We start from the raw sequence: 21,706 nt of genomic DNA, 5'->3' as shown, positions 1-21,706 counted from the left end.
TCAGCCTTTCACTGAGCCGGCGGTGAGGCCGCTGACGATGTACTTCTGCAGGAAGAGGAACAAGGCCATGACAGGGATGGCCGCGATGACGGCGCCGGCTGCGAAGACGCCCCAGTTTTCGGAGCGCTGCTGGGCCACATAGGAGTAGAGCCCGACGGCGAGTGTCTGGCTGTCAGGATCGGTCAGGACAACGCTGGCGATGACGAACTCGCTGGAGATGCCTATGAACGCCAAGAGACCCACAACAGCCAGGATGGGGGTGACCAGCCGCAGGATGATGCCGAAGAAGATCTGGACGTGGCTGGCACCGTCGATCTTCGCCGCTTCGTCCAAGGACTGCGGGACCGTGTTGAAGAACCCGTACATCAGGTACGTGTTCACGCCCAGCGCGCCGCCGAGGTACACCATGATCAGGCCCAGCTGGCTGCCCAGCCCCAGGGCGGGGATTACTTGCGAGATGCCACTCAGGAGCAGGAAAATCGCGACGACGGCCAACAGTTGCGGGAACATCTGCAGTAAGAGGAGGGTCAACAGTCCCATCCGTCGGCCTTTGAAACGCATGCGGGAGAACGCGTACGCGGCCATGGCGCCGAGGAAAACGGTGGCGGCGGACGTTACCGTACCAACCACCAAGGTGTTCACGAACCAACGGCCGAAAGGTCTGGTGGGATCGCTGAAGAGTGCCACGAAGTTGCCGGTATCGAACCTGGAGAAGAGTCCGTTGGAACCCACCAGGGTGCCGTTGGAATCCAAGGCAGCGGATAGAACATACAGGAGCGGGAACACGGCGAAGATCGTGGTGACGATGCCCACCACATGCCGCCAGCCTTTGTCCTTAAACCAGACCCCGAACGGACGGCGTGCAGGCGCCAGCGGCGATGGGCCGCCGTCGAGCGCTGTTTCCTTGGTGTCGGCCAGTGTGCGTACGCTCATCAGTTCACGTCCTCGAGTGCTTTGGTCTGTTTGAAGCTGATGGCCGAGATAGTGGCCACGATGATGAAAATGATGATGGCCAGCGCGCTGGCCAGTCCGTAGTCGCGCCCTGTGCCTTGGCCGAACGCCACCTTGTACACCAGCGTGATCAGGATGTCGGTGGATCCGATATCGCGATCAGTGTCCGCGAAGCGCGGCCCACCACCGGTGAGCATGTAGATGACGTTGAAGTTGTTGAAGTTGAAGGCAAAGGAGGAGATCAGCAGCGGCGCCACGGACACCAGGAGCAGCGGCAACTTGATGGACCGGAACACCCGCCAGGCCGAGGCACCATCCATGCGGGCGGCCTCGTCGATTTCAGACGGCAGCGATTGCAAGGCGCCCGTGCAGACCAGGAACATGTACGGGAAGCCAAGCCACACATTGACCACCAGCACGCTGATCTTGGCCAGGACAGGGTCCGTAAGCCACCCGATGTTCGCGCCGCCCAAGAGTGTTTGGTTGAGCCAGCCGAACTCGGGGTTGAGGATGCCGGACCACACCAGGCCGGACAGGAAAGCGGGGAACGCATAGGGCAGGATCATCAGGATCCGGTACGCCTTCTTGCCGCGAAGGTCCTCACGGTTGAAGGTGATGGCCAGGAAGAGGCCCATCACAAAGGTCAGGGCAACGGATGCGATGGAGAAGGTGAACGTCCAAAGGATCACACCCAGGAGTGGCCCGCGCAGGCTGGGATCCGTGAAGGCCCGCACGAAGTTGTCCATGCCAACATCGATCTTCCAGCCGGTGGCCAGGGTCTCCCCGTTGGCGTCCGCGAAAGCGCCCTTGCCGTTGTCGCGGTATTGGGAGCCGGTATCGGTGTCCGTGAAGGTATCCGTGGCGGCGTCATAGTTCAGTGCCGGCTTGAACTGGTAGGCCGTGCTGCCGTCCGCAGTGCGGAGCGTTCCATCGGCGGGATCGTCCGAAACCGGGACTGTGATCTTAAGAATTTCCTGCTGATTGGCCACGATCTCCTGGAACTTCAGCGTCTGGTAACCCGCCAGGGAGGTGGCCTTGCCTGTCGAGTCTTTGCCGGCTTCCGGGACCTCGGTGAGCGGATCCTCACTGCTGCCGAGTTGTGCCTTGCCAGAGGGATCCGTGAACAGCAGGTAGAAATCACTGCCCTTGGTGAGCACGGACGCCTTGTAAGCAGGCGAGTCCGGGACGCGCTTCTGGGCTGTCATCTGGATGGCCGAAATGGCATCTTCCTTGGTGCTGTTGTGCCCATCGCCGTAGTTGGTGAAGGCGATGTAACCGCTGAACACCACCACCAGGACCTGGAACACCAGCAGGAACAGTACCCCTGGAGCCAGGTACTTGGCCGGTAGCCCACCCTTACGGAGGTAGATCCAGTTGATGGCCAGAACCACCAGTGAGGATACCGCCAACGCGGGCCACGACTGGCTGAGGAACAGCATCATCAGGATGTACACCGCAAAAGCGTCCACAAGTCCCAGCAGGACAACCTTGAGGATGGTGCCCTTGAGGGAATCCGGGTGGCGTACGGGCTTGGCTGTGGGGCGGGCGCCGCTGCCGACGGACTGTTCCGGGCTCGGTTGGCCTTGGGTTGCTGGCAGTTCGCGGAGATCTGGTTTTGGCATTGTGGATCCTTGAGTGAAGCGGTTGGCGACAGGCAGGGCCGGGCGGTGGATTGCCGCCCGGCCCGGGGCAGACCGGTGGAGTTATCCGGTTGTGGTGCTAGCCGCCGATCTTGGACTTGATGCTGTCGGCCATCTTGGTCCAAGCCTCAGCCGGATCTCCCTGGCCCTTGATGATGGCCAACTCGGTGGCGCCCCAGTCAGCCCACACCACACTCATTTCAGGGATGGCCGGCATGGGGACGCCCGTGGCACCGATCTTTCCGAACGCCTCCACAACGGGATCGCTGGCGGCCTTCTCGAAGGAGGCCTTCAATGCCGGCGGGCGTCCGCCTGCCGCATACATGGAATCCTGTGCCGACTCGGAGGTGAGGTAGTTGGTGACGAACTCATTGGTGGCCAAGGCGTTGACGCTCTTGGCGCTGATGAAGAAGCCGTTGACACCGATGAACGGCTGGGCAGGCTCGCCGCCGGCAGTGGGCAGTTCATCCACGGCCAACTTGATGCCCTTCTTCTGGACGTCCGGAACGTTCCACGGGCCTGTCAGGAAATACGGGGATTCTCCGGCCAGGAACTTCTCCTTGGCAATGTCATTGGTGATGTTGGAGTTGATAATCTTCTCGCCGGCATCACCCCAGGAGGCCAGCTTCTTGGCGAATTCGACGCCGGCAGCGTCACCGATGAGGAGCTGCTTTGCGTCATATCCGCCGTCGGCACTCTTGCCGAAGACCTGTGAGCCCATGGAGGACTGCAGCGGATACAGGTGGTAGGGATCGCCCTGTTTCGGATCCATGCCCACCAGGAACGGGAATGCGGCTTTGCCGTCCGCAACGGCTTTCTTGCCGTTGGCCACTACTTCGTCCAGCGTGGCGGCTTTGCTGTCCACGATGCTGGTGTTGCGAAGCAAGGCGATGTTCTCGATGGCGTACGGGATACCATAGACGGCGCCGTTGTAGGTCATGGCCTTGATGGAGGAGTCCTGGAACTGTGCCGCTTTGTCGCCCAGCTCAACGGGGGCAATCACACCGTTCTGGACAAACTTTCCAATCCAGTCATGGGGTCCAACAATCAAGTCCGGCCCTTGGCCGGTGGGTACCTGGGTGATGAAGTCGTCGCGCACGGCGGCGAAATCCTTGACCACAAGCTTCACTTCGATGCCGGTATCGGACTTGAACTTCTCCGTGATGTCCTTCAGCGCCGGAGAGCGCTCGGCGTCAACCCACATGGTGATGACACCGGCTCCGGCAGCCTTGAGGTCCGGCTTTGCAGCATCCGAGCTGGGCGTAGTGGAGGCGCTTCCACCGCAGGCGGTCAGTGCCAGGGCAGCGGCCACGGAGATCGCCCCGGCGGCGAAAACACGCCGGGTTGTTTGAGTCTCGAGGGTAGTGTGCACCTTCATTGGTGTCCCTTTCGTTCTTCTTTGCTTCGACGGCAAGGGCTCTAAACCCATCGCATCGCCGGTGACTTTGCTCACAGACTGCAAGCGCTTCCACACACTACAGGTACATACGCGGAATTGAAAAGACCCCACCTTGTAAATCACTCAAAGACAGCACCCTTAGGGCTGGAAGCGTTTACAATTTTGAAAATTCTCTTCTACGATGTGTTCATGTCCGTTGATTCATTGCTCTCGGTTGCGACCCACGAGCCCACTGCAGCTTTCACGCACGTGACCCCCGTCCACCACGCTTCGAAGGCGCACGGATGGTGGCGGTCCGCTGTGATCTACCAGATTTATCCGCGGTCCTTCCGCGACCTCAATGGCGACGGCGTAGGAGACTTGGCGGGTATCACCGCCGAACTGCCGCAGTTGGCGACGTTGGGCGTCGACGCCGTGTGGTTGTCGCCCTTCTACCGCTCACCTCAGCGGGACGCCGGATACGACGTCAGCGACTACTGCGACGTCGATCCCCTCTTCGGCACCCTGACCGACTTCGATGCCCTCATCGCAGAGGCCAACAGGCTCAACTTGCGCGTCATCGCGGACCTCGTCCCCAATCACTGTTCCGAGCAGCACGTCGCCTTCCAGGCCGCGCTTGCCGCCGGCGCCAACAGTCCGGAGCGGGATATGTTCATCTTCCGCGATGGCCTGGGCCCCGACGGCAATGAGCCTCCCAACAACTGGCAATCGCACTTCGGTGGCCCGGCATGGACGCGCGTCATGGAGCCGAGCGGCAACCCCGGCCAATGGTTCCTCCACCTCTTCGATTCCTCGCAGCCGGACTTCAACTGGGACAACCCGGCCGTCCATGCCGAGTTTGAACGCGTCCTCCGCTTCTGGCTGGACCGCGGCATCTCCGGCTTCCGGGTGGACGTCGCCCACGCGCTGGTCAAGGCAGCCGGACTCCCTGACTGGGGTGGACGCGCAGACGGCAACAGCTCCGAAGGCTTCCCGGGACACGACGCACCCATGTTCGGCCAGCCCGCCCTCCACGATATCTACCGCCGCTGGCGCTCCATCCTGGAAGAATACGGACCGGACCGCATCCTCTGCGCGGAAGCCAACGTGGACCCGCTGCCCCGGCTGGCCCAGTGGGTTCGAGCCGATGAAATGCACCAGGCCTTCAACTTCCCCTACCTGCACGCAGGACTGGACGTGAATCGCCTGCGCCACATCATCACCGACTCCCTGATCTCCCTGGACGCCGTGGGGGCCCCGAGCACCTGGGTGCTGTCCAACCACGACGTTGTCCGGCACGTTTCACGCTTCGGCTACGACGGACCAGGACCCCGCGACGGCGACGGCATCGGCCCCGACGACGTGCAACCCAACGAAGAACTCGGACGACGACGGGCTGCCGCGGCCACCATGTTCATGTTGGGCCTCCCCGGTGGCGCCTACCTCTACCAAGGCGAAGAGCTCGGCCTCCCGGATTCCTCCAGCATTCCCGGCAGCATGCGCCAGGATCCAACGTTCGCCCGTACCGGCGGAGCCCGCATCGGCCGTGACGGCTGCCGCGTTCCGCTCCCCTGGCGTTCGTCCGAACCCCACTCCGGGTTCGGCAGCGGCCTGGACCCCTGGCTGCCCCAGCCCGAGTCCTGGCCCGCCCTGGCCAGGGACAAGCAAGAGGCGGATCCGGCGTCGCACCTTAACCTGTACCGGCGGATGCTCGAGCTCCGCACCACGCACCGCCTCGGCGAGGGATCCCTGGCCTGGGTGGAGGACTACTGCAGCGAGACCTCGCTGGCCTACCTCAACGGCAACACCCTGGTGATGATGAACGTCGGAGCCGAGGCAATGCCGCTCCCCGCAGGCGAAACCATCCTGCGGAGTTCCGCGGTGGAAGCCGGCGCTGATCTACTGGCTGCTGATCTACTAGGCTCGGGGGAGACAATCTGGCTAACAGCCAGCTAACTTTTCCACCGAGGAGCAGCATGACCGGCATCAAGGACGTAGCCGAGCGAGCAGGGCTGTCCGTTGCCACGGTCTCACGGGCGCTGAGCGGAAAGGGCAACGTATCCCCCAGCAGCCGGGAACGTGCCCGCTCCGCCGCTGCCGAATTGGGATTCGTGCTGTCCTATCATGCGTCAAGCCTGGCTTCCGGGCGCACGCACAACGTCGGTCTGGTGGTGCCCTCAGTCCACCGCTGGTTCTTCTCAGCGGTGATCGAGGGCGCCTCCGCGGCGTTGCTTGAGGCCGGCTACGACCTCACCCTCTACAACATCGGTGAAAACCCTGCGCACCGGCAGAGCGTGTTCAACGACTTCCTGCTACGCAAGCGGGTGGACGCAGTCATTGCAGTGTCCTTGGAGCTCAGCGAAGACGAGATCCAGCAGCTTCACGCGGTCCACCGGCCCATCGTGGGCATCGGCGGACCGTTGCCGGGAGCTTCGACTATCAGGATTGACGACTCTGGACTCGCACTGAAGGCCACCAACCACCTGTTGGGCCTGGGCCATACCAAGATCGCGCACATCACGGGTCATGAGGCCTATGACCAGGACTTCCACCTGCCTGGAACCCGCCGCAGCGGTTTCGAGAAAGCAATGAACGACGCCGGCTGCCCGGTCAGGCCCGAATGGATCGTATCCGCGGACTTCACGATAGAAGGCGCTTACTCGGCGGCCCGGCAACTCCTGGCCAGCGCACCGGAGCGCCCCACAGCCGTCTTTGCGGCGTCGGATGAAATGGCCATTGGCACCATCCTCGCCGCAAGGGACTTCGGCCTGCGCATCCCCGACGACCTGTCCGTCATGGGCATTGACGGGCACGATCTTGGCAATGTCCTTGGCCTGACCACCATCGACCAGGATGCCAAGGGCCAGGGAGCATTGGCCGTCCGGACTCTGCTGGGCGCCATCAACAACGGGTTGGTGCTGGAACCTGCTGATACCGAACACCCCACCAAGCTGGTGGTTCGCACCAGTACCGCGGTGCCGAGGGCCGGCACCGCCTAAGGTGCCTCTACGGCAGCAGCCGTTCCATCACGAGCTCCAGTTTCGATGTGTCCTGCGGATAGGGCCGGCTGGCACCCGTAGTCTGGAATCCGTGGCGCCGGTAGAACGCAAGCGCCCTTGAGTTGTCCTCGTGCACCCCAAGCTCCATGCTTTCGGCCGCGAAATCTCCGGCAGCGGCTTGGCACGCCTCTCGGAGGAGTTCGTCGGCCAATCCCAGGCCACGATGCTCGGGTGCCACATAGACGCTGATGAGCATGGCCTGCAGCGGTTTCTCCGGGATCCGGGGGTGCTTGACCACCACACGCATCAGGCCGCAGAGTTTGCTGCCCTCTTCGCCTGTATCGGCAACCAGGGTGATGCTGGCATCGCCGGACATCGCGGCAGCACGCTCCTGCCACTGGGTGTCTGTTTGCCGGCGGGCCGCGTCCAGGCTCTCCACGTAGGCCATGGGCGTATCCGTGAGCATCTCCAGGCGGACAGCCTTCAACAACGGCCAGTCATTAGCGTGGAGCCTGCGGATCCTAGGCAACTGCTCCGCCCATGAACCTCACGTAGCGCTCCAATACACGGGGCCACCCCTCGGCGTAGGACGTGCGTGAGGCCGCAGGGTCTTCGGCGCCCTCCCAGCCGTCATGGATCAACCGGACTTCAGTGCCCTCCTCCACGGCCCGGAAAACCACGCGGATCTCCGTGGACCACAGGGGCGTACTGGCCGGATACCAGCTCGCGTGGAAGGACAGTGGAGGCTGCCAATCGTCGATAGTCCCCCATACTGATGTGCGGCCATCCTCGGCCGTCTCCAGTATCAAGTTCTCTTCGAACTCAACATGAGATCCTTCGCCGTACACACTCTCCTGCTCCAGCGGCCACCACAGATGTGGATGATCGGTGAAACCCTGGAAGGCATGCGAGACGTTGGTAGGAACCACAACAGTAATGATCAGGGGGTCAAGGCCATCGCCGGCCTGTTGGGACGGTTCGGGCTCCGACTCTGGATGGCTGAAAAGATTTTCCATGACCACCAACTCTACCGGGGGCGGAAGGTACACAGGTGGGTTAAAGTCGAAGGGCCCCAGCCGGTGGCTGGGGCTCTTCTTAATGGTTGTCCGGCGGTGTCCTACTCTCCCACACCCTCCCGGGTGCAGTACCATCGGCGCTGTGGGTCTTAGCTTCCGGGTTCGGAATGGGACCGGGCGTTTCCCCCACGCTATGACCGCCGTAACTCTGTTACCCGTCCCCCGTCCAGGTTGTTCTGGGGTGGGGGTGGGAAGACTGTGGTTACAACTGTGGTGTTGTGTATTTAGTTGTTGGTTCCTGGTTCGAACGGTTGTTGTTCGGGAACCACATAGTGGACGCGTGCAGTGTGTGTTGTGTGGTGTAAGTTGTTGGCCTATTAGTACCGGTCAGCTTCACGAGTCTTTAGTCCTCGCTTCCACATCCGGCCTATCAACCCAGTGGTCTGGCTGGGGGCCTCTCACACATAATGTGTATGGAAATCTCATCTTGAAGCGAGCTTCCCGCTTAGATGCTTTCAGCGGTTATCCCATCCGAACGTAGCTAATCAGCGATGCACTTGGCAGTACAACTGACACACCAGAGGTTCGTCCGTCCCGGTCCTCTCGTACTAAGGACAGCCCTTCTCAAATTTCCTGCGCGCGCAGCGGATAGGGACCGAACTGTCTCACGACGTTCTAAACCCAGCTCGCGTACCGCTTTAATGGGCGAACAGCCCAACCCTTGGGACCTACTCCAGCCCCAGGATGCGACGAGCCGACATCGAGGTGCCAAACCATGCCGTCGATATGGACTCTTGGGCAAGATCAGCCTGTTATCCCCGAGGTACCTTTTATCCGTTGAGCGACGGCCATTCCACAATGTACCGCCGGATCACTAGTCCCGACTTTCGTCCCTGCTTGAGATGTCTCTCTCACAGTCAAGCTCCCTTGTGCACTTACACTCGACACCTGATTGCCAACCAGGCTGAGGGAACCTTTGGGCGCCTCCGTTACTTTTTAGGAGGCAACCGCCCCAGTTAAACTACCCATCAGGCACTGTCCCTGACCCGGATCACGGGCCGAAGTTAGATGTCCAAAGTGACCAGAGTGGTATTTCAACGATGACTCCACCCGAACTGGCGTCCGGGTTTCAACGTCTCCCACCTATCCTACACAAGCCACTCCGAACACCAATACCAAACTATAGTAAAGGTCTCGGGGTCTTTCCGTCCTGCTGCGCGTAACGAGCATCTTTACTCGTACTGCAATTTCGCCGAGTTTATGGTTGAGACAGCGGGGAAGTCGTTACTCCATTCGTGCAGGTCGGAACTTACCCGACAAGGAATTTCGCTACCTTAGGATGGTTATAGTTACCACCGCCGTTTACTGGGGCTTAAATTCTCAGCTTCGCCCGTAAGGGCTAACCGGTCCTCTTAACCTTCCAGCACCGGGCAGGAGTCAGTCCGTATACATCGTCTTGCGACTTCGCACGGACCTGTGTTTTTAGTAAACAGTCGCTTCCCCCTGGTCTCTGCGGCCCACACCCGCTCACGGAGAGCAAGTCTCCATCACGGGGCAGGCCCCCCTTCTCCCGAAGTTACGGGGGCATTTTGCCGAGTTCCTTAACCATAATTCTCTCGATCGCCTTGGTATTCTCTACCTGATCACCTGTGTCGGTTTGGGGTACGGGCGGCTAAAACCTCGCGTCGATGCTTTTCTTGGCAGCATAGGATCACCGGATCCCCCCGAACGGGGGTCCCATCAGATCTCAGGATCGTGCTCGAAACACACAGGAACGGATTTGCCTATCCCTGACCCTACATCCTTAGACCGGGGCAACCATCGCCCGGCCCGGCTACCTTCCTGCGTCACACCTGTTAATACGCTTACCTCCCGGGATCAGATCCCGCGCTCGGCCAAAACCCACACACCACAAGGGTGATAGGGCAGGCTCCGGGCGGTTAGTATCCCCCGCTTGGCATGGACGGTTTTTCGCCGGTACGGGAATATCAACCCGTTGTCCATCGACTACGCCTGTCGGCCTCGCCTTAGGTCCCGACTTACCCAGGGCAGATTAGCTTGACCCTGGAACCCTTGATCATTCGGCGGACGGGTTTCTCACCCGTCTTTCGCTACTCATGCCTGCATTCTCACTCGTGTAGGCTCCACCGCTGGTTTCCACCGCGACTTCACTGCCCACACGACGCTCCCCTACCACTCCACACCCCTGAACCACGAAGGCTAGGGCAATATGTGAAATCCACAACTTCGGCGGTGTACTTGAGCCCCGCTACATTGTCGGCGCGGAATCACTTGACCAGTGAGCTATTACGCACTCTTTCAAGGATGGCTGCTTCTAAGCCAACCTCCTGGTTGTCTTCGCAACTCCACATCCTTTCCCACTTAGCACACGCTTAGGGGCCTTAGTTGGTGGTCTGGGCTGTTTCCCTCTCGACTATGAAGCTTATCCCCCACAGTCTCACTGCTGCGCTCTGACTTACCGGCATTCGGAGTTTGGCTGACGTCAGTAACCTTGTAGGGCCCATCGGCCATCCAGTAGCTCTACCTCCGGCAAGAAACACGCAACGCTGCACCTAAATGCATTTCGGGGAGAACCAGCTATCACGGAGTTTGATTGGCCTTTCACCCCTACCCACAGCTCATCCCCTCCATTTTCAACTGAAGTGGGTTCGGTCCTCCACGACGTCTTACCGTCGCTTCAACCTGGCCATGGGTAGATCACTCCGCTTCGGGTCTAGATCACGCCACTACACTCGCCCTATTCAGACTCGCTTTCGCTACGGCTACCCCACACGGGTTAACCTCGCGACGTAACACTAACTCGCAGGCTCATTCTTCAAAAGGCACGCCGTCACAGTAACAAGACTGCTCCGACGGATTGTAAGCACACGGTTTCAGGTACTGTTTCACTCCCCTCCCGGGGTACTTTTCACCTTTCCCTCACGGTACTGGTCCGCTATCGGTCATTAGGAAGTATTTAGGCTTATCAGGTGGTCCTGACAGATTCGCACGGGATTTCTCGGGCCCCGTGCTACTTGGGATACTCCCCAGGCCGTGCACAACATTACGGTTACGGGGCTCACACCCTCTCTGGCCGGCCTTTCAAGACCGTTCACCTATGCCTGCACCTCACCTCACTGGTCCGGCAGAACCAGAACGGAAAGTCCCACAACCCCGCCCATGCAACGCCCGCCGGCTATCACACATGAAACGGTTTAGCCTGATCCGCGTTCGCTCGCCACTACTAACGGAATCACTATTGTTTTCTCTTCCTGCGGGTACTGAGATGTTTCACTTCCCCGCGTTCCCCCCACGCACCCTATGTGTTCAGATGCGGGTCACACAATCACCATGACAGCGTTGTGCGGGGTTTCCCCATTCGGACATCCTGGGATCAACGCTCGGTTATCAACTCCCCCAGGCTTATCGCAGATTCCTACGTCCTTCTTCGGCTCCTAATGCCAAGGCATCCACCGTGTGCCCTTAAAAACTTGACCACACAAAGACCGGACTCTCATCCGGTCATGCATCATCTATTCGAGAGAACCACGACCACAAGGGCCAGGTTCATTCATAAGAAATTGCTGTAAGAACACACACACCAACCACCCCACCCAAAAAGGGATAGACGATCAGCCACATGCATGTTCTAGATGCTCGCGTCCACTATGTAGTTCTCAAACAACAACCCCGTCAACCAGACCACCACCCACCACAACCCCCACCAAAAAAGGGGAGCCATGCACACGAGCGGCCGTACCGGAAGCAGGAACAAAAGAAACACCAGAAGTGCCCCCTATGCATTGCTGCAAAAAGGTCCTGTTGCCTCAGGACCCAACAGTGCGCCAAACACAACCCCACACCAACCACGCCCCAGCCACGTTCCACACAACCCACACCCCCAAAAGGGACACAGACCGCCGTACTAGCACCAGGACACAACCAGTCAAGGCCATGCCAAAAAAATTTGATTCGTTGATATTCCACCCATGAGCACCCACCGCAGAACAGACGCCTGCGCAATGGGCAACACTGACAACCACCACCACACCCATGCAGGCACAGCAACCAGTTGTTAGCAGCTCCTTAGAAAGGAGGTGATCCAGCCGCACCTTCCGGTACGGCTACCTTGTTACGACTTAGTCCCAATCGCCGGTCCCACCTTCGACGGCTCCCCCCACAAGGGTTAGGCCACCGGCTTCGGGTGTTACCAACTTTCGTGACTTGACGGGCGGTGTGTACAAGGCCCGGGAACGTATTCACCGCAGCGTTGCTGATCTGCGATTACTAGCGACTCCGACTTCATGGGGTCGAGTTGCAGACCCCAATCCGAACTGAGACCGGCTTTTTGGGATTAGCTCCACCTCACAGTATCGCAACCCTTTGTACCGGCCATTGTAGCATGCGTGAAGCCCAAGACATAAGGGGCATGATGATTTGACGTCGTCCCCACCTTCCTCCGAGTTGACCCCGGCAGTCTCCTATGAGTCCCCGCCATCACGCGCTGGCAACATAGAACGAGGGTTGCGCTCGTTGCGGGACTTAACCCAACATCTCACGACACGAGCTGACGACAACCATGCACCACCTGTAAACCGACCGCAAGCGGGGCACCTGTTTCCAGGTCTTTCCGGTTCATGTCAAGCCTTGGTAAGGTTCTTCGCGTTGCATCGAATTAATCCGCATGCTCCGCCGCTTGTGCGGGCCCCCGTCAATTCCTTTGAGTTTTAGCCTTGCGGCCGTACTCCCCAGGCGGGGCACTTAATGCGTTAGCTACGGCGCGGAAAACGTGGAATGTCCCCCACACCTAGTGCCCAACGTTTACGGCATGGACTACCAGGGTATCTAATCCTGTTCGCTCCCCATGCTTTCGCTCCTCAGCGTCAGTTACAGCCCAGAGACCTGCCTTCGCCATCGGTGTTCCTCCTGATATCTGCGCATTTCACCGCTACACCAGGAATTCCAGTCTCCCCTACTGCACTCTAGTCTGCCCGTACCCACTGCAGAACCGGAGTTGAGCCCCGGTCTTTCACAGCAGACGCGACAAACCGCCTACGAGCTCTTTACGCCCAATAATTCCGGATAACGCTTGCGCCCTACGTATTACCGCGGCTGCTGGCACGTAGTTAGCCGGCGCTTCTTCTGCAGGTACCGTCACTTACGCTTCTTCCCTACTGAAAGAGGTTTACAACCCGAAGGCCGTCATCCCTCACGCGGCGTCGCTGCATCAGGCTTGCGCCCATTGTGCAATATTCCCCACTGCTGCCTCCCGTAGGAGTCTGGGCCGTGTCTCAGTCCCAGTGTGGCCGGTCACCCTCTCAGGCCGGCTACCCGTCGTCGCCTTGGTAGGCCATTACCCCACCAACAAGCTGATAGGCCGCGAGTCCATCCAAAACCACAAAAGCTTTCCACCACCACCACATGCGTGGAATGGTCGTATCCGGTATTAGACCCAGTTTCCCAGGCTTATCCCAGAGTCAAGGGCAGGTTACTCACGTGTTACTCACCCGTTCGCCACTAATCCCCCAGCAAGCTGGGATCATCGTTCGACTTGCATGTGTTAAGCACGCCGCCAGCGTTCATCCTGAGCCAGGATCAAACTCTCCGTTGAAGTAAAACAAATCAAACAGACACAACCACACCCACCGGAAATAACGGCAAACACGGCTGCACAAAATTCGAAACCAGCTGAAAACCAGACCACCACACACGGGGGTGCGCAATGATCCAGCCATAATTTCAACCAATCAAAAAAACAATCGGTATCAACAAACTTGGCACACTATTGAGTTCTCAAACAACAGGTCACTATTCCAGAGCAGTACCACCAGCCTCAACTGGATCGCTCCGGAGCAACTTTTCAAACTTACCGGCTGGATTCCTTACGGTCAAATCGGCAAGACTGACTTGATTTTTCCTTGCGGTTTCTTGTCAGTTTGCGGTCTCAACCAGTGGAGCAGCGCGGGTACTAACTATACCCACACTTGGCCCCGGTTGGCAAAGCCGCCTTGGTGAGGGCCGCCGTCGTCGAGCCCTTGCCTGTAGATCCGGCCGTAAACGCAAGCCGGCCGGGAACCAGCAACGCTCCCCCACGTGAGTGAGAGAGCGTTGCTCGAAAGCGGCCGTTATGTGAGCGAGGGACGCTGGAAAAGGGTGGTGATGTGAGAGAGGATCAGCCAGCCGGCGTGAACCATGAGGCGCCCAGCGGAGGAAGCGTTACAGTCAGCGCCGCAGGTTGTCCATCAGTTCCCGGAGTAGACGCCGTCAGTGATCCTGCGTTGACAACCCCCGAGCCGCCGTATGTCTCAGCGTCCGTGTTGAGGACTTCCGTCCACTCCCCTGCTGCAGGTACGCCCAAGATGTAATCCTTGTGCGGACCGCCGGAGAAGTTCACTGCGCACACCAGCGGTTTGCCATCGTGGTCCCAGCGGATGAACGTGAGGACGTTGTGATCAGCATCCCCGCCGTTGATCCATTGGAAACCGCCGGCCTCGTTGTCCCGCTGGTAAAGGGCCGGCGTTGCGGTATAGAGCTCGTTCAGATCCTTGATCAGGAGCTGCAGCCCGCGGTGCGCGGGAATGTCGGCGAGGAACCAATCCAGTCCGTACTGTTCGGACCATTCGGCTTCCTGGCCGAACTCTGTGCCCATGAAGATGAGCTGCTTGCCCGGATGCGCCCACTGGTACGCGAAGAAGGCGCGCAGGTTTGCCAGTTGCTGCCACCGGTCGCCCGGCATCTTGCGCAGCATGGAGCCTTTGCCGTGAACTACTTCGTCGTGGCTGATGGGCAGCAGGAAGTTCTCAGTGAAGGCATAGACCAAGGAGAACGTGATGGTGCCGTGGTGCCATTTGCGGTTGATGGGGTCTTCGGAAATGTACTTGAGCGAATCATGCATCCAGCCCATGTTCCATTTGAGCCCGAACCCGAGTCCGCCGTGGTTGGTGGGAGCCGTAACACCGGGGAATGCGGTGGATTCCTCGGCAATGATGATGGCGCCCGGGTGGGACTTGTAAACGGTGGCGTTAACTTCCTGCATGAAGGAAATGGCTTCGAGGTTCTCACGCCCGCCGAACTTGTTGGGCTTCCACTGCCCTTCTTCGCGGGAATAGTCCAGGTAGATCATCGAGGCAACAGCATCTACACGCAGGCCATCAATGTGGAATTCTTCCAGCCAATACAGCGCGTTGGACACCAGGAAGTTCCTGACCTCGCTGCGCCCAAAGTCGAAGATCAGCGTTCCCCAGTCCGGGTGTTCGCCCAAGGCAGGGTCCGAGTGCTCGTACAGTGGCTGGCCGTCGAACTGTGCCAGCGCCCAGGAGTCCTTGGGGAAGTGGGCAGGTACCCAGTCAAGGAGGACGCCGATGCCGGCCTGGTGAAGCGAATCCACCAGGAACCGGAACTCGTCCGGGTGTCCGAACCGTGAGGTCGGCGCGAAGTAGGACGTCACTTGGTAGCCCCACGAACCGCCGAAGGGGTGCTCCGCCACCGGCATGAACTCAACGTGGGAGAAGCCGAGCCACTTCACGTAGTCCACGAGTTCCTTGGCGAGTTCCTTGTAGCCAAGGCCCAGCCGCCAGGATCCCAGGTGGACTTCGTAGACGCTCATGGGCGAGTTGTGCGGGTCTTTCGCAGCACGCGCGCTCATCCATTCCGCATCCTTGAACCGGTAGCTGGCGTCCACAACACGTGAGGCCGTCAGTGGCGGAACCTCGGTGCCGAAAGCCAGCGGATCGGCCTTTTCAATCCAGTGTCCCGACTTGGTCAGGATCTCGTATTTGTAGCACGCCCCTGCTACAACACCCGGGATGAACAGTTCCCACACACCGGAGGACCCCAGTGAACGCATTCCGTGGGAACGGCCATCCCACGCGTTGAAGTCGCCCTTCACACGTACGGCCTGGGCGTTGGGGGCCCAGACGGCGAAGGAAACACCGTCTACCTCGCCCAGCGCGGAGCGGTAATGCTGAACGTGCGCACCCAGAACATCCCAAAGGCGTTCGTGGCGGCCTTCGCCGATCAGGTGCAGGTCCACCTCACCCACGGTAGGCAGGTAGTGGTACGGGTCATCGATGGTGACGGGTTCGACGTCGTACACCACTTCCAAACGGTAGTCAGGCACGTGGCCGGCCTGCAGCGGTTCCAGAACAGCAGTCCAGACGCCGTGGGCCTCGTGGGTCATGTCGGTGCGGCCGGCTTCGGTCACTACAACCACGGACTTCGCGAGGTGCTTCACGGTGCGGATAGTGACGTGGCCGTGATCGTCCAAGTGTGCGCCCAGCACTGAGTGGGGTGCATGGTAGGCGGCGGCCGCCACGCGTTCCAAGGTCTCGGAGTCCACGTGCAGGGGAACTCGCGGCCGTTCGGTGCGTGCAGAGCCAGTCATGTCATTACCTTCCGCTGTAGCTGCCGCATGCTTGCCGCGGCTAGTGTTTTCGAGGATTCGTCGGGATGCATTCACGGGGATCGACAACCAGTCGGGCCGGTTCCGCAACTCGTAAACAACCTCGTATAAGGCCTTGTCCAGCCACAATGCCACAAAGAGCGGCGAGCGGCGGTCAATAGTTCCCGGGGTGACCTCGCTATACCCCTCAAGGAACGCGGCAGCGCAGTCATCCACCCAGGCTTCAGGCACTTTGACGTCGATGTTTTCGAGCGTGGCGGCCCCGGCTGCGTAGTCGAACGAGCGCAGCATCCCGGTGACATCCCGCAAAGGAAGATCGGGAGTATTGCGCTCATCAATGGTCCGGAGCGGCTCGCCCTCGAAGTCAAGGATGGCCCACCGCCCTGGCTGCCCCTCAGTGCCGGGAACCAACAGAATCTGGCCCAGGTGGAGGTCGCCGTGGACGCGCTGCAACTGGCCAACGTCGCGGGGATCCAGAGCCGCCAGCAACTCATCGAGTTGTTGGTCATGGGGCCCGACGGCGGACGAGGCTTCCGCCCACGAGCCGCGGACGCGCCGGACTACTGAGGCGATGATGTCCGGGCCCTGTTCCTGCCCGTCCTGGGTTCCGAATGTTTCAGCGAGCCTGGCATGAACCGTGGCAGTAGCAGCGCCCAGCCCGCGGGCTTCTGCGGTGAAATCCTTACCGGCCGCGGCTGCCTCCACCGCCAGGCGCCAAGCGTCCCGGCCGCCGAGGAGAAACTCGTGGGCAACGGTCAGCTCACCGGTGGCCACTGTTGAACCGTTCGACGCCGGACCATTCCACGAGCCGGTAATCCAGCCAAGCGTCGCGGGAACCTCCGTGGTGCCAGCCGCGGTCAGGGCAGCGCCAAGCTCCACTTCAGGATTCTTGCCGTCGGCAAGCACACGGAAGATTTTGATGATCGCCGCCGAATCGCCGTCGTCAATGATGACTGACGTGTTGGATTGCTCACCCGAGAGGACACGCACTGACGTTGGGTCTTTCGGGAGCGCTACACGGCCAGTGGTTAGGTGTCCTTGGGCACCGCCCACTGTTCCTTCACTGCGCATGAGTTCCAGCCATGCTGTGACGAAGTCGGAATCGTAGACGGCATCGTAAACGAGCCTCAGGCCTAGTTCTGGATCCGTCACCTCGCCCAGCAAAGCTGTTGGCGCATCGGATAGCGGCTGGCTCCGGTAGCTCAACGGAACCTGAACAACGTCAGTCCGCGAACCGCCGTCGGCCGTTCGGTGGGTTACCGCCAACAGCACAACTTCCAGCTGTGCGTCGCCGCTTGCATGGGGGAGGCTGAAGCCGCCCACCTGCTCCAGCGCAAAGTCGGGGCTCTTGACCGGGAACCAGCGCTTGCCTGGCAGCCAGGTCCGGAGAAGTCCTTCAATGGAGGGGCTCAAGTGTTCCTCGTTCATCTCATCCTTTGGAGGTCACCACGGGAATCGCCTGGGTAAAAGGCGACGAGGGATTGGAAAATGCCGAGCGAACCCGCAGCCAATAGAAGCTGTGGCTGCCCAACATCACGGTCAGATGACCGTTGTCTCCGACCGCCGGGAAGGGCTGGCCGCCGAAAATGTCGCGCAGGCCCCTGCCCGCGAACTCGGGAATGTCCAGCGTTGCCGCTACAGGGTGCTGGGAGAGGTTGAAGACGCACAAAATGGTTTCGGCGTCCTCCCCCTCGGGGTTACCCGCCGGCAACTCGCGAACATAGGCGAGCACCACTTCATGATCCGCCTCGATATGCCGGAAACCGCCCAGACCAAACACCGGATGGTTCTTCCGGACGCTCAGGATCTGGCGGGTCCAGCGCAGCAGCGAACCTGAGTGCGCGGCCTCGGCCTCAACGTTGGCCATGCTGTAGTTGTACACCAGCGATTGGATGACCGGCAGGTACAGCTGGCCTGGATCAGCACCGGAAAAACCTGCGTTCCGATCAGGGTTCCACTGCATCGGAGTTCGGACGGCATCACGGTCATCGAGCCAAATGTTGTCCCCCATGCCGATCTCATCCCCGTAATAGAGGAAAGGACTGCCCGGCAAGGACAGCAGCAGCGCGTTGATCAGCTCAATCTCGGAACGGGAGTTGTCCAGCAACGGCGCCAAGCGTCGTCGAATACCAATGTTGGCCCGCATCCGCGGATCCGGGGCGTACCATCCGAGCATGGCGGCGCGCTCTTCTGCTGGCACCATCTCCAACGTCAGTTCGTCGTGGTTCCTCAGGAAAGTCCCCCACTGCGCGCCCTTGGGTATCTCCGGGGTGTTCCGCAGTGTCTCAATGATGGGAGCGGCCTTCTGGTCCCGCAAGGCGTAGTAGAGCCTGGGCATGATGGGGAAGTGGAAGGCCATGTGGCATTCGGGGGCTTCCTCCGTGCCAAAGTACTCCACCACCTCATGCGGGGGCTGGTTCGCCTCGGCAATGATGACCCGGCCGGGGTAGTTCGAGTCCACCATCCGGCGGAGGTCCTGCAGGAAGGTGTGCGTGGCAGGCAGGTTCTCGCAGTTGGTTCCGTCTTCTTCGAACAGATAAGGGATGGCGTCAGCACGGAAGCCATCGATGCCCTGGTCCAGCCAGAAGCGGACTACGTCATAGAGCGCCTCAATCACCTTGGGGTTCTCGAAGTTCAGGTCCGGCTGGTGGCTGAAGAAGCGGTGCCAGAAGAACTGCCGGCGGATGGGATCGAACGTCCAGTTGGACTCTTCTGTGTCAACGAAGATGATGCGCGCGTCCTGGTACTTCTCGTCAGTATCGCTCCACACGTAGAAATCGCCGTAGGGACCCGTTGGGTCCTTACGCGATTCCTGGAACCAGGGATGCTGGTCCGAGGTGTGGTTCAACGGGAGGTCGATGATCACACGGACCCCACGGGCGTGGGCCTCGGCAACCAATCTTTTGAAGTCGCTGATGGTGCCGAACTCGTCCAGCACGGACGTGTAGTCCGCAATGTCGTAACCGCCATCGCGCAACGGGGAATGGAAGAACGGCGGCAACCACAGGCAGTCAACACCCAGCCACTGGAGGTAATCCAGTTTCTCGATCAGGCCGTGGAAGTCGCCGGACCCATCCCCGTTGGCGTCCGCAAAAGCCCGCACCAGTACCTCATAGAAGACTGCCTTGCGGTACCAGTGCGGATCGTGCTGGAGACCTGGGGCGTTCAACTCGAAGGTGTTCTTCGGCGTGAAGTACTGGCTGGGGTTCTGCGGAGAAAAACTCACTAAGGCTGCCTCCGGATGCTCAGTATGTGCGCCGGCTCAACGTGGGCATCCAGGCGGACGTAGTTGTGCTCGCCCCACTCCCAGCTCTCACCGCTGATCAAGTCGTCCACCCGGAACCGGCCGTCCTCGTTGAAGTCCGAAGGATCCAACTGCAGGGCCCCCAGGTCCAAGGACACCGTGCTTTCGCGGGTGCTGTGAGGATCCACGTTGACCACAATGATCAAGGTGTCCTTGGTGCCGTCCGGCAGCGTCTTGTGCTTGGAGTAGACAATCGTGGCGTCGTCGGTGCTGCTGTGAAGTGTCAGGTTCTGCAGATCGCCCAAGGCCACGTGGTCCTTGCGGATGGTGTTGAGCCTGGTGATGTACGGCGCCAAGGTCCTCCCTGACTCGGCAGCGCCTTCCCAATCCCGCGCCTTGTACTCGTACTTTTCGTTATCGATGTACTCCTCCGCGCCCGGACGGGCCACGTGCTCGTACAACTCATAGCCCGCATAGACGCCCCACAGCGGGCTGGCCGTAGCGGCCAAGACCGCCCGGATGCGGAACGCGGCCGGGCCACCGTACTGCAGGTACTCGGTGAGAATGTCCGGGGTGTTCACAAAGAAGTTGGGACGGAAGAAGGCAGCGGTCTCGTGGCTGACCTCGTGGAAATACTGCTCCAGCTCGGTCTTGGTGTTCCGCCACGTGAAGTAGGAGTAGGACTGCTGGAATCCCGCGCGGCCCAAAGCGTGCATCATGGGCGGGCGTGTGAAGGCTTCGGCCAGGAAAACAACCTCGGGGTTCTTCTTGTTGATCTTGCCGATCAGCCATTCCCAGAACCAGACGGGCTTGGTGTGGGGATTGTCCACACGGAAAACCTTGACGCCGTGGCTGATCCACAGCTGGACAATCCGCAGGATCTCCTTGGAAAGGCCGGCCGGGTCGTTGTCAAAGTTCAGGGGATAAATGTCCTGGTACTTTTTCGGCGGGTTCTCTGCGTAAGCGATGGAACCGTCCACTCGGGTGGTGAACCACTCCGGGTTGGACGCAACCCAAGGGTGGTCCGGAGCTGCCTGCAGGGCGAGGTCCAACGCAACCTCAAGTCCGAGCTCGTTGGCTCGCGCTACGAACGCGTCAAAGTCCTCAAACGTACCCAGTTCCGGGTGGATGGCGTCATGGCCACCGTCCCGGGAACCAATGGCCCACGGCGAACCGGGATCCTGCGGGCCCGGAGTCAACGTGTTGTTGCGGCCCTTGCGGTGTTGAAAACCGATCGGGTGGATAGGTGGCAGGTAGATGATGTCGAAGCCCATCTCCGCCACGGCGTCGAGCCTTCTGGCTGCCGTCCGGAAGTTGCCTGAGGTCCACACGCCGGTGGAGTGATCCAGTACAGCGCCCTCTGAGCGGGGGAAGAACTCGTACCAGGAACCGCGGCCCGCGAGGTCGCGCTCCACCTGCAGCGGGAAACGCTCGGAAACAGTCACCAGTTCGCGGATCGGAACGCGTCCGACGGCGGCCAGCACCTCCGGGCTGAAGCCGGCGCCAAGGCGCTCCTCGGCAGTCTTGGTGGTGTCGGAGAGCACAACGGAAGCGGCACGCAAGGTGCGCTTCTCCGCAGCGCTGCGTCCGGCGTCGTCCACTGCTTCGGCGAGGAGGGCAGCGCCCTCGGCAAGCATCAACTCAACGTCAATGCCGGCCCCCACTTTGACCTCAGCGTTGTGGTGCCAGGTGCCGTAGCGGTCATGCCAGGCCTCAATGACGAAGGACCAGGCGCCGGTGCCGGCGGGCGTGATCAAGCCCTCCCAGCGGTCCAGGCCCTTCCATTGCTCGCCCTCGGCCGGGGTCAGGCGGACGCGCTGACGCTCCTTGCCCTTGGGATCGAGCAGCACAGCGGATACGCCCAGCTGGTCATGGCCTTCACGGAAGACCGTGGCGCCAACCACGAGGTCCTCGCCCGGCAAGGCCTTCGCCGGGAAACGGCCACCCTCAACCACCGGCTGCACGGCCGTGATGGGGAACCGGCCGAAGCGAAGTCCCTCGGTGATGTCCGTAGTCGTCTTGGATTTCAGAGCGGTGATGGTTCGCGCGGTTTTCGTCACAACCACGACGTTAGCGA

At 60.4% G+C, this 21,706-nt stretch carries 10 protein-coding genes and 3 rRNA genes; 2 read left to right on the top strand and 11 right to left on the bottom strand.

Going from position 1 to position 21,706, the window contains the following annotated elements; genetic code table 11:
• From LDN70_RS04745 to LDN70_RS04735, 3 genes are all read right to left on the bottom strand, one after another.
• Nucleotides 1-933 (bottom strand): sugar ABC transporter permease, encoded by a 933-nt coding sequence (locus tag LDN70_RS04745; RefSeq protein WP_223941916.1) that lies wholly within the window; start codon nt 931-933, stop codon nt 1-3.
• Nucleotides 933-2,573, bottom strand: a complete 1,641-nt coding sequence (locus LDN70_RS04740; RefSeq protein ID WP_223941915.1) for an ABC transporter permease subunit — start codon at nt 2,571-2,573, stop codon at nt 933-935. Before LDN70_RS04740 ends, LDN70_RS04745 begins: the two co-directional genes overlap by 1 nt.
• Before the next feature lie 97 nt (nt 2,574-2,670).
• On the bottom strand, nt 2,671-3,969 hold the full coding sequence (locus LDN70_RS04735) for a sugar ABC transporter substrate-binding protein (protein WP_223941914.1): 1,299 nt from the start codon (nt 3,967-3,969) through the stop codon (nt 2,671-2,673).
• Between the two features lie 210 nt (nt 3,970-4,179).
• Between LDN70_RS04735 and LDN70_RS04730 the strand changes: the two genes are divergently transcribed.
• Nucleotides 4,180-5,925 (top strand): glycoside hydrolase family 13 protein, encoded by a 1,746-nt coding sequence (locus LDN70_RS04730; protein WP_223941913.1) that lies wholly within the window; start codon nt 4,180-4,182, stop codon nt 5,923-5,925.
• Between the two features lie 20 nt (nt 5,926-5,945).
• Nucleotides 5,946-6,968 (top strand): LacI family DNA-binding transcriptional regulator, encoded by a 1,023-nt coding sequence (locus LDN70_RS04725; protein WP_142936552.1) that lies wholly within the window; start codon nt 5,946-5,948, stop codon nt 6,966-6,968.
• Nucleotides 6,969-6,975: 7 nt separating this feature from the next.
• On the opposite strand, the gene LDN70_RS04720 is transcribed toward LDN70_RS04725, so the two are convergent.
• From LDN70_RS04720 to LDN70_RS04685, 8 genes are all read right to left on the bottom strand, one after another.
• Entirely contained in the window at nt 6,976-7,497 is a 522-nt protein-coding gene (locus LDN70_RS04720; protein ID WP_223941912.1) for a GNAT family N-acetyltransferase, read from the bottom strand.
• Nucleotides 7,490-7,984: an SRPBCC domain-containing protein gene (locus LDN70_RS04715; RefSeq protein WP_142936553.1), complete on the bottom strand. Its 495-nt coding sequence runs from the start codon at nt 7,982-7,984 to the stop codon at nt 7,490-7,492. Before LDN70_RS04715 ends, LDN70_RS04720 begins: the two co-directional genes overlap by 8 nt.
• Nucleotides 7,985-8,072: 88 nt before the next feature.
• Nucleotides 8,073-8,189: ribosomal RNA gene (gene rrf / locus LDN70_RS04710) — 5S ribosomal RNA — on the bottom strand.
• Between the two features lie 151 nt (nt 8,190-8,340).
• Nucleotides 8,341-11,481: ribosomal RNA gene (locus LDN70_RS04705) — 23S ribosomal RNA — on the bottom strand.
• A 593-nt stretch (nt 11,482-12,074) separates the two neighbouring features.
• Nucleotides 12,075-13,595 (bottom strand): 16S ribosomal RNA (locus LDN70_RS04700).
• Together the 16S, 23S and 5S rRNA genes form the textbook arrangement of a ribosomal RNA operon.
• 561 nt (nt 13,596-14,156) lie before the next feature.
• Nucleotides 14,157-17,813 (bottom strand): 1,4-alpha-glucan branching enzyme, encoded by a 3,657-nt coding sequence (locus LDN70_RS04695; protein ID WP_223941911.1) that lies wholly within the window; start codon nt 17,811-17,813, stop codon nt 14,157-14,159.
• Between the two features lies 1 nt (nt 17,814).
• Nucleotides 17,815-19,611, bottom strand: coding sequence for a maltose alpha-D-glucosyltransferase (gene treS / locus LDN70_RS04690; protein ID WP_142936557.1), 1,797 nt, complete (start codon nt 19,609-19,611; stop codon nt 17,815-17,817).
• A complete protein-coding gene (locus LDN70_RS04685; RefSeq protein WP_187697050.1) occupies nt 19,611-21,695 on the bottom strand; it encodes an alpha-1,4-glucan--maltose-1-phosphate maltosyltransferase in 2,085 nt (694 codons plus the stop codon). Before LDN70_RS04685 ends, treS begins: the two co-directional genes overlap by 1 nt.
• Nucleotides 21,696-21,706 lie beyond the last annotated feature (11 nt).

Source organism: Arthrobacter sp. StoSoilB22 (assembly GCF_019977315.1).
Lineage (GTDB): Bacteria > Actinomycetota > Actinomycetes > Actinomycetales > Micrococcaceae > Arthrobacter.
This window is presented reverse-complemented; position numbering and strand designations above follow the sequence as displayed.